Raw genomic sequence first — 13352 nt, 5'->3', positions numbered from 1 at the left:
GGGAGCGGCGGACGGGTCCGCTGGTCCAAATAATTTGAAGTCTGCGCTCTTTACACGAAACGCTCCCTCGACAAAACTGCAGCGACGTCTATTTCAGGCGATCATTTCCCAAGCATCATCGCGAGGCATCCATGACCGTCGTCACGCCGAAATTCGGGATGGGCGCCTCTGTATTGCGTCGCGAGGATCAGGCCTTCATCAAGGGCCTGGGCCGCTATACGGACGACATCCAGCCCGCCGGCCTGCTGCACGGCTACGTCTTGCGCTCGCCGACGGCCAAGGCAAGGTTCACCATCGGTTCGACCGAGGCGGCGAAGACAGCGCCCGGCGTCCATCTCGTGCTCACTGGCGCCGATCTCAGCCATCTGCGCAATCTTAGGTCCGGTGTCATGGAGAGACAGCCTGACGGCACTAAGGCGCCGACCCGCGACATCCCGGTGCTGTGCCGCGACCGGGTGAATTATGTCGGTGATGCCGTCGCCTTCGTCGTCGCCGACAGCCGGGCGCTGGCACAGGATGCCGCCGAGCTGATCGAGGTCGACTACGAGTCCGAGGAGGCTGCCTCGGGCACTGCGACGGCGCTTGCCGAAGGCACGCCGCTGGTCTGGCCGGAGCTCGGCTCCAACCGCGCCTTCAGTTACCATATGGGTGATAAGGGCAAGACCGAGGCGGCCTTTGCCAAAGCCGCTCATGTCACCCACATCGAGTTCATCAACAACCGGCTGGTCTGCAACTACATGGAGCCGCGCTCGGCGATCGGCGAGTGGAAGGCGGACGAGAACCGCTTCGTGCTGACGACGGGCTCGCAGGGCGTGCATTCGATGCAGTCCATCCTGGCCGGTGTGTTCAAGATCAAGAAAGACCAGCTGCGCGTCATCACGCCGGATGTCGGCGGCGGCTTCGGCCCGAAGAGCTTCGTCTATCGCGAGCATCCGCTGGTGCTCGAGACCGCCAGGCGGCTTGGCCGTCCGGTCAAATGGGCCGGCGACCGCACCGAGCATTTCCTGACCGACGCGCAAGGCCGCGACAATGTCGTGACCGCCGAGATGGCGATGGACAGCAACGGCCGCTTTCTCGGCATGAAAGTCGATCTACTCGCAAACATGGGCGCCTATATCTCGCAATATGGCCCGTATATCCCCTATATCGGCGTCACCATGTCGACCGGCGTCTACGACATAAGGGCGCTCGACGTGTCTGTGACCGGCCTCTACACCAACACCTGCCCGGTCGATGCTTATCGCGGCGCCGGCAGGCCTGAAGCGGCGTTCCTGCTGGAAAAGCTCGTCGACGCCTGCGCCCACGATCTCGGCCTGCCTGTCGACGAGATTCGCCGGCGCAATTTCATCCGCCCTGAGCAGTTTCCCTACCGCACGCAGACCGGCCGGCTTTACGACACCGGCGAGTTCGAAGGCCATATGAACCGCGCCATGGAACAGGCTGGGTGGCAGGCATTCCCTGGGCGACTGGCGCAGTCGAAGGCGGCCGGCAGGATCCGCGGCATCGGCATGGCGACCTATATCGAAGCCTGCGCCTTTCCGGGATCGGAACCGGCCTTTGTCGAACTCAACGGCGACGGCACGGTAACGCTGAAGATCGGCACCCAGACCAACGGGCAGGGGCATGCGACCGCCTACGCCCAGTTTCTCTCGGAGAAGCTTGATCTCGACATCGACAAGATCCGTGTCCGCCAGGGCGATACCGATGAGCTGAAGGACGGTGGCGGCACCGGCGGCTCGCGCTCGATCCCGCTCGGTGGCGTTTCGGCATCGCGTGCCGGCGAAGACCTCGCCAACAAGATCAAGCGCATCGCGGCGGATGAGCTGGAAGCCTCGGCCGGCGACATCGAACTGTCGAACGGCGTTGCCCGCATCGTCGGCACCGACCGCAGCATTGATTTCTCCGGCATTGCAAAGGCTGCCAAGAACCCCGACGATCTCAAGGGCTTTGGTGAATTCATCCAGGACGAGTGCACCTATCCCAACGGCACCCACATCTGCGAGGTCGAGATCGATCCCGACACCGGTGCGACCGAGATTGTCCGCTACACCATCGTCGACGATTTCGGCGTCACCGTGAACCCGGTCTTGCTTGCCGGCCAAGTGCATGGCGGCGTCGTCCAGGGCATCGGCCAGGCACTGACCGAAAACACGGTCTATGATGAAGACGGGCAGTTGCTGACGGCGAGCTTCATGGACTATGCCATGCCGCGCGCCGACGACGTGCCGTTCTTCCATTTCGAGACCCGCAACGTGCCGTCGACCACCAATGCGATGGGCATCAAGGGCGCGGGGGAGGCGGGTACGATCGGGTCGACGCCTGCCGCGCTCAATGCGGTGACAGACGCGCTCTACCGCGCCAACGGCATCAGGCATATCGACATGCCCGCAACGCCGGCGCGCATTTGGGCGGCGATCCAGGAAGCAACGGGAGCGTGACAGCCAGACCGGATTTGCCAGTGCTTGCAGCCGGCAACCACGCCGGCGAACACAGCACGCTGACCGGGATCGTGCTCAAGATCGTATCGGTGGCGGTCTTCGTTGGCATGTCGTCCTGCATCAAGGCGGCAGGAACCGTGCCGGCGGGCCAGATCGTCTTCTTCCGCTCCTTCTTTGCCATCTTTCCGATCATCGCCTTCCTCGCCTTCCAGGGAAAACTCGGCACCGCCTTTTCGACAAAGCGCCCCCTCAATCACATTGCGCGCGGTGTTGTCGGGGTTTGCGCCATGGGGCTTGGCTTCTTTGCGCTGACGCGGCTGCCGCTGCCCGAGGCGATCACGCTGAACTACGCGCAGCCGCTGCTGGTCGTGGTGTTCAGTTCGATCTTCCTTGGTGAAGCCATCCGCGTCTATCGCTGGAGCGCGGTTGCCGTCGGTCTGGTCGGTGTGCTGATCATCTCGTGGCCGGAGCTGACGCTGCTGAGCTCGGGCGCTGCCCTTGGCGATCAGGAGGTGCTCGGTGTCATCGCCGCCCTTATCGCTGCGGCGATCTCGGCCATCGCCATGCTCCTGGTGCGCAACCTCGTCCAGAGCGAGCGGACGGCGACCATCGTGCTGTGGTTTTCGGTGACGGCGAGCGTGATGGCGCTGCTTTCGCTGCCATTCGGCTGGCAGGCGCTGACGCCAGCGCAGGCGGGGCTTCTGATTGCCGCGGGTTTTTGCGGCGGGCTCGGCCAGATCCTGATGACCTCGGCCTATCGCCATGCCGAGGCTTCGGTCGTGGCACCTTTCGAATACACCTCGATGATCCTCGGCGTCGTCGTCGGCTATCTGGTCTTTGGCGACGTCGCCACGATCAACATGCTTGTCGGCGGCCTGATCGTCGTCGCAGCGGGCATTTTCATCATATGGCGTGAGCGCCAGCTCGGTCTCGAACGCACCCGCACCCGCAAGGCGATCGCGCCGCAGGGGTGATCACGGCTTCGCCGCGTCGGCCCGCTCTTTCGCCAGCCGCACCAACACCGCCCGCGTCTGCTCGTCGGAGGGGAAAAAAGATTCGATCGCCAGTTCCGCCAGCGTCACGTCGAGCGGCGTGCCGAACACGGTGATGGTGCTGATGAACGACAGCACCGCGTCGCCATGGGCAAGCTTGAGCGGATGAACAATCGCGTTCGGCTCGACCGGCGCCGGCCGGCTGCCTTTGAGGCCGGACGGATAGGCCCGAAGCTCGCGCTCGAGCTCGACCAGCACCGGATCCGCGGTAGCGTCGTTCTGGTGCTTCAGCCGCTCCAGAAGATGTGCCCGCCATTCCGCAAGATTGACGATGCGCGGCGCGATGCCGCCGGGATGCAGGCTGAGGCGCAACACGTTGACCGGCGGCGTCAGCAGGGAGGCATCGGTGACATTGGCGAGGAACGGGCCGATGGCGGCATTCGCCGACACCAGGTTCCAATGCCGGTCGACGGCAAGCGCCGGGAACGGCTCGTGCGCCTTGAGCACGGTCTCGACCGCCGCCATCGCCGGCGCCATCGAGGCATCATCAAGCGGCCGTTCGCTGAAGCTCGGGGCAAAGCCGGCGGCCAGCAGCAGCTGGTTGCGCTGCCTGAGCGGGATCGAAAGCTGCTCGGCCAGATGCAGCACCATGTCGCGCGAGGGTGCAGCGCGGCCGCTTTCCACGAAACTCAGATGCCGCTGCGAGATCTCGGCCTCCATGGCGAGGTCGAGCTGGCTCATGCGCCGGCGTGTACGCCATTCGCGAATGAGACTGCCGGCGGAAATCTGGGATGTTGTCATGACGAGAGGACTAGGCCGGCAATGGGCGCATTTCAATTACCTGCGAAGTTATGATGCGGCCTTCCTTCCTCACAAGGGGAGAAGGGAAGACGCGCTCCGCAAACTTACCCAAGCGCCCGCAACTTCGCCTTCACTTCGAGGAAATCCCGCCACGCCAGCTTTTTGTGCGCCGGCGTTCTCAACAAATAGGCCGGATGCAGGGTCGGCATGGCGGGAATGGCAGTGCCGGAGGCGGTCGTGTGGACGCGCCAATTGCCGCGCAGCCGCAATATGCCTTCGGAGGTGTTGAGCAAGGTCTTTGCCGACGGGCCGCCGAGATTGACCAGCACCTTGGGATTGACCAGCTCGATCTGCCGCTCGATGAACGGCCGGCAGATCTCGGTCTCGTGCGGCGTCGGCGTGCGGTTGCCCGGCGGCCGCCAAGGGATGACATTGGCGATGTAGACAGACGTCCGATCAAGACCGATCGCGGCCAGCATGCGGTCGAGCAGCCGGCCCGAACGGCCGACGAAGGGCAGACCCTCCATATCCTCGTCGCGGCCCGGCGCTTCGCCGACCAGCATCACCTCGGCAGTCGGATTGCCGTCGGCGAACACCATGTTCTTGGCGGTGAATTTGAGGTTACAGCCGTCGAATGCCGCCATGTGCTGGCGAAGCTCGTCGAGGTTTGCCGCCGACCTCGCCAGTTGCCGCGCCAATGCCGCCTGCGCCTCGTCGGGCACCGTTGCGGTGGCCGGGGGCGTTCGCACTGCCGGTGCCGTATTGGGTCTCTCGCCCATTTCGGCGCGCGACACGCTCGTCGAGCGTTGCGGCGCCGCATTTTCACCCGCCGGCATGGCGGCCGCCGCAGGCACCCGCTCCGGCGGCTTGGCCTCGGCAAACCTGTTCACCGGCTCTTCTTCAAGCGCCTCATCGACGCCGGCGCTGGCGTAGAAGGCCAGCAGCTCGGCGAGATCGGCTCGGTTGTTTTGGGGGGCGGCAGTCATGGTTTCACATTCGGCCGCGGAGCTTAATTTTGCAAGTTCAGCTCGACGGTATGCGCGGGTCCTGCACCAGATAGAACGTCCAGCGCGGCGTGTAGTCGGTGATCAGGAAATAGAAACTCGCGGTCTTCAGCGGGTCGATCTTGCCGTTCTTGAACAGCAGGCGGTCATAGGGTTCGAAATTGCGGTCGAAATCGGCGAAGCTGCTCGACCAGATATTTTCGGGCGTTTTGTTGCGCTGATCGAACGACAGGCCGTCGCCGAACACGCTCGGCTGGTCGAAGATCTCCTGGAGCTCGAACTGGAACTCGACCCAGGCCTGGCCGCTATTGTTGAGCACGTCGATGCGCATATACATCAGGCCATTGGCGAAGTCCCCCGCTTTGCCGAACGGCTGGATCGGCTTTGTCGTGCGGATGGCCAGCGTTACCGGCGTCGCTGAATTCAGCTCTTCGGTGATGACTAGCGGATCCTCCTTCGTGCCGATGCCCGAAGCCCCGGTGATGCGGAAGCCGCCGCGCTCGTCGGAAAAGGAATAGGCGCCGGTCGCCCAGACCAGTTGTGGGTCGGCGCAGGCATCGAAGGCCGCCAGCGGCAGCAGCGCCAAAAGGGCCGCACGGCAAATCCGGCCGGGCGTGGAAAAAAAGCGCGTCAATGAAAAGCCAGCCGGCCCGAATATGCGCATGGCGGGAAGTATGGCCGATAAGCAAGCCGTCGAACAATTAAAAACGTCAGTGCGACATATCTCTGCAAACGGAATAGGATTGAAGATTGACGCTCTCCCGCGCGAATCTGTGCGGCAGGACGCGACTTTTTGACGAAATCGGTATTGTCACGTCCGCGCCGGTTTCCCGTCGCTATTTGATGCGCTATGCAGCGCGTGAGCCAGCAAGATGCCGGAATAGCGAGCCAGTGAGGGGTCGATGAGCGATATCGAACGCGAGAGCATGGAATTCGACGTGGTCATCGTCGGCGCCGGCCCGGCCGGGCTTGCCGCGGCGATCCGTCTCAAGCAGGTCAATCCCGAGCTTTCCGTCGTCGTCCTGGAAAAGGGCGGCGAGGTCGGCGCCCATATCCTGTCCGGCGCCGTCGTCGACCCGATCGGCATCGACCGCCTGCTGCCGGGCTGGCGCGAGGAGGAGGGGCATCCCTTCAAGACGCCGGTGACGGCCGACCATTTCCTGGTGCTCGGCTCCGCCGGGTCGTTCCGCCTGCCTAACATATTGATGCCGCCGCTGATGAACAATCACGGCAACTACATCGTTTCGCTCGGCAATGCCTGCCGCTGGCTGGCGACCAAGGCCGAGGCGCTTGGTGTCGAGATCTATCCGGGCTTTGCCGCGGTCGGCCTGCTCTACAACGAGGCCGGTGCGGTCACCGGCGTCGTCACCGGCGATATGGGCGTCGAGAAGGACGGCACGCACGGCCCGTCCTTTGCGCCGGGCATGGCGCTGATGGGCAAATATGTGCTGATCGGCGAGGGCGCGCGCGGCTCGCTGGCCAAGCAGCTGATCGCCAGATACAAGCTTTCCGACGGCCGCGAGCCCGGCAAATACGGCATCGGCCTCAAGGAACTATGGCAGGTCAAACCGGAAAACCACCGGCCGGGCCTTGTCCAGCATTCCTTCGGCTGGCCGCTCGATATGAAGACCGGCGGCGGCTCCTTCCTCTACCATCTCGAGGACAACCAGGTGGCAGTCGGCTTCGTCGTTCACCTGAACTACAAGAATCCCTGGCTGTCGCCGTTCGACGAGTTCCAGCGCTTCAAGACGCATCCGGCGATCAGAGGCACCTTCGAGGGCGGCAAGCGGCTGGGCTATGGTGCCCGCGCCATTACCGAAGGCGGCTGGCAGTCGGTGCCGAAACTGTCCTTCCCCGGCGGTGCGCTGATGGGCTGCGCGGCCGGCTTCGTCAACGTGCCGCGCATCAAGGGCTCGCACAATGCCGTGCTCTCCGGAATGCTGGCGGCCGAGCATGTCTGTGATGCGATAGCTGCCGGCCGCACCAATGACGAGCTGGCCTCCTACGAGACAGCCTGGCGCACCACCGACATCGGCAAGGACCTGAAGAAGGTGCGCAACGTCAAGCCGCTATGGTCGCGCTTCGGCACCATTGTCGGCGTCGGCATTGGCGGCCTCGACATGTGGCTGAATACGCTGCTCGGCTTCTCGCCCTTCGGCACGATGAAGCACGGCAAGGCCGACTACGCCACACTGGAACCGGCCGCCGCGCACCAGAAGATCGCCTATCCGAAGCCGGACGGGGTGCTGACCTTCGACCGGCTATCGTCGGTGTTCCTGTCCAACACCAACCATGAAGAAAATGAGCCGGTGCATCTGCTCGTCGCCGACATGGACCTGCAGAAGCGCTCCGAGCATGACGTCTATGCCGGGCCTTCGACGCGTTACTGCCCGGCCAGCGTCTACGAATGGGTCGACAAGGACGGCAATGCCGCCGCCGATCCCCAGGCCAAGGATGTGCGCTTCGTCATCAACGCGCAGAACTGCGTGCACTGCAAGACTTGCGACATCAAGGACCCGAACCAGAACATAGATTGGGTGCCACCGCAGGGCGGCGAGGGTCCAGTCTACCAGAATATGTGAGTCGCAAGATGTGCCCGGACCAAACAATATCAGGGCAGCGCAACCGTAGGACTGTTGAATAAGCCGCCTGCCTGTGTTTCCTTTCTGTGGCGATTGGGAGGAAGGACAATGCGCCTGGCAGTTCTGACGAGCCTTTTGGCGATCGGGGCGTTGTGCGCCCCTGCTACTTTGGCCGGCACTAAGGTGCTGGTTAAGACACGGACTTACAACATTGCCGGAACCACCGGCGCGGCCCTGATCGAGGCCATGAATCGCCAGGGGCCGAAGCATGGCTTCATGACCCACGCCATCGCGCAGACCGGCTACAGCGTCGATGATTGGACCTTCGACGCCCGCCGGGAAAACGGCGTCTGCCGCCTGCGCCAGGCCAACGGGACGCTCAATCTCTTCTATACCTATCCCCAACTAGTCTCAGCCACGTCGCCTGCGCTGCAGAAGCGCTGGAGGCGGTTCTTCGCTGGCGTCCGCGCCCATGAAGAGACCCATGGCCGCATCGCCAGACAGATGATGCGGGCCAGCGAAAAGTCGGTTCGGGGGCTGACAGTCGGTGATGACCCGCACTGTTTCGAGGCACGTCGCGAGGCGAAGCGCCGGATCAATGCCATCTATGCCGAATACGAGGCGAAGCAGAACGCCTTCGATATACGCGAGCATCGCGACGGCGGCCCTGTCGAGCACCTCATCCGCGCTTTTGTAGGCCAGTAATAAGCCAGGTCGAGATTGGACTGCGGATTTTCAGCTTTGCGTCCCGCCAGGCTGCCCGGCAAGCGCGGTCGCCGTCTGGTGCTCGTCGAGCGGCTTTTGTCCACCGGAGCGCAGCGAGAATTCCACCAGCACCGGCAGATGGTCTGAGCCGGTGTCCTCAAGCGTCGACGCCGAACGGATGACAATTGCACCCTTGCTGAAAACCTGGTCGATCGGCAGTCCGGCGAAGCGCAGGAAATCCGGCAGCCTTCTGTGGAGCCAGGTTGGCCCAACCGACGGCATTACGGTGAGCTTGCCGAGCGATGCGACGCGCCGGACGGCGGCGCTCCACGGCGCTGCGTTGCAATCGCCCGCCAGGATCGACGTCTCGCCAAGCGAGGCGATTTCGTCCGACAATCCGCCAATCTGCCGTGATTGGTTGTGGGGCCATGGCCAGGTGAGGTGGATGGCGGCGACATCGACGTCGGTTCCGCCGAAATCGACCGTGGCGATCGCCATCGCGCCGCGGCTGTCGCAGTGCGGCTCCGTGCCTATGGCAAACGGTCGTCTGGACAGCAGCGCAACTCCGAACACGCCGTTGGGATACGGGCAGAGGATCCGGTAGGGATAGGCGCCGGACAGCAGCCCAAGCTTTGCCTTCCACATCTCGGACACTTCATCGAGGGTGATCACATCAGGCTGGGTCCGGCCGATCAGCGACAGCACCTTCTCAGGCGTTGGATTGTTGAACCTGAGGTTCATCTGCAGCAGGCGGTAGACCGCCTCGCCACCGGGCCTGGCTTCGTAGGCCGCCTGCACTTGCCATAGCCGCGAAAGCGGCAAGGCACTCGACGTGGTGGCAAAGGCGGCCACCGCAAACAGCAATGCGGCGGCGGCCTGCAGGCGAAACGAGCTGGCGAGCAGCGGCAGCGCGCAAAGCGCCATCAGCACGGAAAAATGAACGCGGAAATGAGCAAAGGAATCGAAGGCCGGATGCAGCGATCCGAAGAACCCGGCCACCAGCGCGGCCGAGAGCGCAAGCATTGCGATGAATGCCAGCGCAACCGTCATGTCTCGAACACGTGCCATCGCTTTGTGTATCGGCAGAAATGCGTCTCAATCAAGATGACGAAATGTCCTGCCTGGACCGACACATGCGATCGGCACCTACTGGAAGGCAGTTTCCGAAAAGCTCCTGAGCTTGCGCGAATGCAGCCGCTCCATCGGCATTTCGGCCAGCTTCTCCATCGCCCTGATGCCGATGGTCAGATGCTGCGCCACTTGCCGCTTGTAGAACTCGGTCGCCATGCCCGGCAGCTTCAGTTCGCCATGCAGGGGCTTGTCGGAAACGCAAAGCAGGGTGCCATAGGGCACCCGGAAGCGGAAGCCATTGGCCGCGATCGTCGCCGATTCCATGTCGAGCGCGATCGCCCGCGACTGCGACAGTCGCTGCACCGGCCCGCGCTGGTCGCGCAGTTCCCAGTTGCGGTTGTCGATGGTGGCGACGGTGCCGGTGCGCATGATGCGCTTGAGGTCGTAGCCGGAAAGCCCGGTGATCTCGGCGACCGCTTCCTGCAGCGCCACCTGGATTTCAGCCAGCGGCGGGATCGGCACCCAGACCGGAAGATCGTCGTCGAGGACATGGTCTTCCCGTACATAGGCATGCGCCAGCACATAGTCCCCCAGCGCCTGCGTGTTGCGCAGACCGGCGCAATGGCCGAGCATCACCCAGGCATGCGGCCGAAGCACCGCGATATGGTCAGTGATCGTCTTGGCGTTGGAAGGGCCGACGCCGATATTGACCATGGTGATGCCGCCATGGTTCGGCTTCTTCAGATGATAGGCCGGCATCTGCGGCAGGCGAGGCGGCGCAGCACCCTCTCCGGGCGCGCTGTCCCCGACTTTGGTCACGATATTGCCCGGCTCGACGAACTCGACATATCCGTCACCGCCATTGGCCATCAATTCGCGTGCACGGGCGACGAATTCGTCGATGTAGAACTGGTAGTTGGTGAACAGCACGAAGTTCTGGAAATGCTGGGGACTGGTCGCCGTATAGTGCGACATCCGATGCAGCGAATAATCGATGCGTTGTGCAGTGAACGGCGCCAGCGGTCTTGCCTCGCCTAACGCCACTTCGAACGTGCCGTTGGCGATCTGGTCGTCTGTGCCGTCGAGGTCCGGCACGTCGAACAGGTCACGGATCGGCCGTTTGATGCGCTCCGCAGCGGCGCCGTCGACATGCGTGCCTTCGAGAAAGGCGAAATGCAGCGGGATGGGAGTGGTCGATTCCGAAACCGTAACCGGAACGCCGTGGTTGCGCATGATCAGCCGAAGCTGTTCGGTGAGATAGCTTTCGAAAAGGGCAGGCTGGGTGACGGTGGTCGAGAAATGCCCCGGCGTCGGCATGTGGCCATAGGCCTGCCTCGAGTCGATCTGGGTGAACGAACTCGTGGTGACACCGATCTCCGGATAGAAGGCCCGGTAGCGCTTGTTGTTGTCACCGCCCGCGGCGAGCGCGGCAAATGAACCGCGCAGGAACTTGGTATTGCGGTCGTAAAGCGCCTGCAGGGCCGCGACAGCCTTCTTGGCATCGTCGAAGCTCTGTCGGCCAAACGGCTCCGGCGTGACGATCGATTCAATCGCTTGGGGATAGATTCGCTTTTCCATGACCCAATATAGAGAGTTGGGTGCGCCGTTGGGAGGGGTAAGGCGGTCTCAGAACGCACTGTCGGCGTTTTTCTTTCCAGCGGCCTAGCCGCGCCGCAAGCTGACCAGCAGCACAAAGCCGACGCCGGACTTCCTCAGCGCCGGCGCCTCGATCGTCGAACCGGCATCGGCGCGCAGTGTCGGCACGGCCAGGACCGGGGCCGCCAGAAGCATCAGGATGAGCGCCGTCCGCGGCAGAAGCCGTAGGGTCTTGAGGGCATTGGCGGCGAGGCGGGTCATTGCGTTGGCTTTCTAAATGTCGCTGTCGGGTTCAGTGGCGAAGCTGGTTCGGGCAACTGAGCCGGCAGGAAATGGCGACGTCCCAGGCGCGGGGCGGACGGCCGGCTTCGGCGACAAGGACGGCGAACAACATGCCAAACAGGCTCATCAGCAGGCAGACGATGGTGAAGCGGCGGGCAAGCATTGCGCGGTGTGTCTCCTTCAACACGCGTGACAATGCCTTGCCCCGGCTGAACCGGCTCTGATGGCGGCGTTCATCTGGGGTTCAAAATGGTTGATGATCTGTGAGCGGGCCGCCTTGAGTGCCGCGACTTAAGGCGGCGCCGTGGCCGCGAGACCGGCGATGACATGAAAAACGGGGCCGACTGGCCCCGTTCACCCCGGCAGGAAGGGCACGATCAGAGCTTGTGCCAGGTCTGGCTTTTGCAGATCAGTCCGCCGAGCACGCAGCCGCTCATCTTGAGCGAACTGCCGGAAAGCGAAGCCTTGCCCGCATAGGTCTTGTCGGTTTCCGGGTCGGTTATGGTGCCGGCATATTTGTTATCGTCGGCCACCTTCAGCGAACCGATGTGCTTGCCGGCAAATTTGCCGGATTTGAGCGTAATGGAAAACGCCCCGTCACCGCCCGAGATGGCGGCAGTCGATCCGGCTTGCGTTTTCCAATTGCCTTCGATCGGATCGGCCCATGCCGCGCCGGTCATCATTATTGCGGCCGCGAGGGCCAGGCTCACTTTTCGAAACACGTCTCTCCTCCCTCAGGCAAGTCCAATCGGGCTCCGTCCCGCTGTCTGCCCCTTACGCAAACGTAAGCTAGTCCAGCTCCCGGCAAAACAAAAGCGGTGCCGCGACGGAAGGGTTTGCGGGTTTTTACGCGCTCCCGAACGGCCGTGCCGGCGAAAAGTGAAACGGGCCGCACACTGTCTTTGTTTTCCGTGGTTAGCGGAGTCTTGATCCGCTCCCCGCAAGTTTTCTTCAAATTTTGTGCAAACCGGCGCGATTGCTGGCTTTGTATCCTTAACGAATTTTCGCGTTTACCTCTTGTTTTAGCTTTGTTTTCCTCAAATTAAGCACGCCATTTAACGACGGATTCAACCCTCCGCTGCATTCTCGAAAGCATCGAAAGAGCGGCCGCCCCCGAAGGTAACCAAGGACACCGAGGGACAGACGGAGACAGCTCTCGGGAGCCAGAACAGGGGATTGAAATGGCACGTTTTGAAATGCTTGAAGCCGGCTTCGGCGCCATGGGGACAACTGCCCAGGCCGATATTCTTTTCGAGTTGGGCATGATGTATGCGACCGGCCGCGATTGCGAGACCGATGTCGTCGCCGCCCACAAATGGTTCAACATCGCCGCGATCAAGGGTTCGGCCCGCGCCGCGGAACTGCGCTCTGAATTGTCGGCCGCCATGTCGAAGGTCGAGATCGCCAAGGCGCTGCGCGAAGCCCGCGAATGGATGACGATGCACTGAATTCGCCAGCATCGACTTCAAGGGGGTACTGAGTTCACGACAGGGACGCTTCGGGTCAAGGCCGCGCAGACGGCCGGGCCCGAAAAAATCAAGGCCGCGCAAGACGGCTGGACCAAGTCAAGACCAAGAACGTGGCAGGCTGACCAGGCCGAGCCGTGCAAAAGACAGGGAAGGCGAGCGGGTCCCGGCGCTGATGCGTTGGGAAGCTCGATGGCAAAAGCCGCGACCGGCCGGAACAAGGCTGGCGCGGCTTTGTCTTTGCGTGTTGCAGGCCCAATCGAGTGCCGACGATGCGTCTAGACAGCTCCGGTGAAGGATGAAATTCTCCCGCCACTCTGGAAAGGCGGCGCCAGGCCCGCCCCCCGCGGAGGGAGGGAATTTGTGTCCAAAAAAAAAAATAAAATTTTTTGGGCCGCCAAAAATATTTTATATA

The 13352-nt window shown here is 62.8% G+C and carries 13 protein-coding genes; 5 read left to right on the top strand and 8 right to left on the bottom strand.

What is annotated here, in order from left to right; genetic code table 11:
• The first annotated feature begins 131 nt into the window (after positions 1–131).
• Positions 132–2438, top strand: a complete 2307-nt coding sequence (locus NKJ94_RS30245) for a xanthine dehydrogenase family protein molybdopterin-binding subunit (protein ID WP_352530493.1) — start codon at positions 132–134, stop codon at positions 2436–2438.
• Positions 2435–3412, top strand: coding sequence for a DMT family transporter (locus tag NKJ94_RS30240; RefSeq protein ID WP_502896001.1), 978 nt, complete (start codon positions 2435–2437; stop codon positions 3410–3412). The genes NKJ94_RS30245 and NKJ94_RS30240 overlap by 4 nt, the downstream gene beginning before the upstream one ends.
• Here the strand turns inward: NKJ94_RS30240 and NKJ94_RS30235 are convergent, their stop codons facing one another.
• The 3 genes from NKJ94_RS30235 to NKJ94_RS30225 form a co-directional block, all read right to left on the bottom strand.
• Positions 3413–4231 (bottom strand): helix-turn-helix domain-containing protein, encoded by an 819-nt coding sequence (locus tag NKJ94_RS30235; protein ID WP_352530491.1) that lies wholly within the window; start codon positions 4229–4231, stop codon positions 3413–3415.
• 104 nt (positions 4232–4335) lie between these two features.
• The gene (locus NKJ94_RS30230) at positions 4336–5217 is read right to left on the bottom strand and encodes a uracil-DNA glycosylase (RefSeq protein ID WP_352530489.1); all 882 of its coding nucleotides are present in this window, start codon (positions 5215–5217) and stop codon (positions 4336–4338) included.
• Between the two features lie 37 nt (positions 5218–5254).
• Positions 5255–5899 carry a hypothetical protein gene (locus tag NKJ94_RS30225; protein WP_352530487.1) on the bottom strand — a complete coding sequence of 215 codons (645 nt, stop codon included), beginning with the start codon at positions 5897–5899 and terminating at the stop codon, positions 5255–5257.
• A gap of 238 nt (positions 5900–6137) precedes the next feature.
• Here NKJ94_RS30225 and NKJ94_RS30220 point away from each other — a divergent pair, with 238 nt between their 5' ends.
• Positions 6138–7817, top strand: a complete 1680-nt coding sequence (locus tag NKJ94_RS30220; protein WP_352530485.1) for an electron transfer flavoprotein-ubiquinone oxidoreductase — start codon at positions 6138–6140, stop codon at positions 7815–7817.
• A gap of 108 nt (positions 7818–7925) precedes the next feature.
• The gene (locus NKJ94_RS30215) at positions 7926–8522 is read left to right on the top strand and encodes a DUF922 domain-containing protein (protein ID WP_352530483.1); all 597 of its coding nucleotides are present in this window, start codon (positions 7926–7928) and stop codon (positions 8520–8522) included.
• Positions 8523–8552: 30 nt separating this feature from the next.
• On the opposite strand, the gene NKJ94_RS30210 is transcribed toward NKJ94_RS30215, so the two are convergent.
• The 5 genes from NKJ94_RS30210 to NKJ94_RS30190 form a co-directional block, all read right to left on the bottom strand.
• A complete protein-coding gene (locus tag NKJ94_RS30210; protein ID WP_352530481.1) occupies positions 8553–9590 on the bottom strand; it encodes an endonuclease/exonuclease/phosphatase family protein in 1038 nt (345 codons plus the stop codon).
• A gap of 78 nt (positions 9591–9668) precedes the next feature.
• A complete protein-coding gene (locus tag NKJ94_RS30205) occupies positions 9669–11171 on the bottom strand; it encodes an AMP nucleosidase (protein WP_352530479.1) in 1503 nt (500 codons plus the stop codon).
• A gap of 84 nt (positions 11172–11255) precedes the next feature.
• Positions 11256–11450: a hypothetical protein gene (locus tag NKJ94_RS30200; RefSeq protein WP_352530477.1), complete on the bottom strand. Its 195-nt coding sequence runs from the start codon at positions 11448–11450 to the stop codon at positions 11256–11258.
• Between the two features lie 31 nt (positions 11451–11481).
• Positions 11482–11634: a hypothetical protein gene (locus NKJ94_RS30195; RefSeq protein ID WP_352530475.1), complete on the bottom strand. Its 153-nt coding sequence runs from the start codon at positions 11632–11634 to the stop codon at positions 11482–11484.
• Between the two features lie 214 nt (positions 11635–11848).
• Positions 11849–12193: a DUF2147 domain-containing protein gene (locus NKJ94_RS30190; protein WP_352530473.1), complete on the bottom strand. Its 345-nt coding sequence runs from the start codon at positions 12191–12193 to the stop codon at positions 11849–11851.
• A 459-nt stretch (positions 12194–12652) separates the two neighbouring features.
• Between NKJ94_RS30190 and NKJ94_RS30185 the strand changes: the two genes are divergently transcribed.
• Positions 12653–12919, top strand: a complete 267-nt coding sequence (locus tag NKJ94_RS30185; protein WP_202355137.1) for an SEL1-like repeat protein — start codon at positions 12653–12655, stop codon at positions 12917–12919.
• Positions 12920–13352 lie beyond the last annotated feature (433 nt).

This window comes from Mesorhizobium sp. M0060 (genome assembly GCF_040323155.1).
GTDB lineage: Bacteria > Pseudomonadota > Alphaproteobacteria > Rhizobiales > Rhizobiaceae > Mesorhizobium.
Note: the sequence above shows the minus strand (reverse complement) of the source record. Positions and strands in the feature narration are given on the sequence as shown.

What these genes read in the sequence shown, in the direction of transcription:
- NKJ94_RS30200 (WP_352530477.1), bottom strand. Translation starts at nt 11,450, where the DNA reads ATGACCCGCCTCGCCGCCAATGCCCTCAAGACCCTACGGCTTCTGCCG.
- NKJ94_RS30235 (WP_352530491.1), bottom strand. Translation starts at nt 4,231, where the DNA reads ATGACAACATCCCAGATTTCCGCCGGCAGTCTCATTCGCGAATGGCGT.
- NKJ94_RS30210 (WP_352530481.1), bottom strand. Translation starts at nt 9,590, where the DNA reads ATGGCACGTGTTCGAGACATGACGGTTGCGCTGGCATTCATCGCAATG.
- NKJ94_RS30225 (WP_352530487.1), bottom strand. Translation starts at nt 5,899, where the DNA reads ATGCGCATATTCGGGCCGGCTGGCTTTTCATTGACGCGCTTTTTTTCC.
- NKJ94_RS30195 (WP_352530475.1), bottom strand. Translation starts at nt 11,634, where the DNA reads ATGCTTGCCCGCCGCTTCACCATCGTCTGCCTGCTGATGAGCCTGTTT.
- NKJ94_RS30230 (WP_352530489.1), bottom strand. Translation starts at nt 5,217, where the DNA reads ATGACTGCCGCCCCCCAAAACAACCGAGCCGATCTCGCCGAGCTGCTG.
- NKJ94_RS30220 (WP_352530485.1), top strand. Translation starts at nt 6,138, where the DNA reads ATGAGCGATATCGAACGCGAGAGCATGGAATTCGACGTGGTCATCGTC.
- NKJ94_RS30215 (WP_352530483.1), top strand. Translation starts at nt 7,926, where the DNA reads ATGCGCCTGGCAGTTCTGACGAGCCTTTTGGCGATCGGGGCGTTGTGC.
- NKJ94_RS30185 (WP_202355137.1), top strand. Translation starts at nt 12,653, where the DNA reads ATGGCACGTTTTGAAATGCTTGAAGCCGGCTTCGGCGCCATGGGGACA.
- NKJ94_RS30205 (WP_352530479.1), bottom strand. Translation starts at nt 11,171, where the DNA reads ATGGAAAAGCGAATCTATCCCCAAGCGATTGAATCGATCGTCACGCCG.
- NKJ94_RS30245 (WP_352530493.1), top strand. Translation starts at nt 132, where the DNA reads ATGACCGTCGTCACGCCGAAATTCGGGATGGGCGCCTCTGTATTGCGT.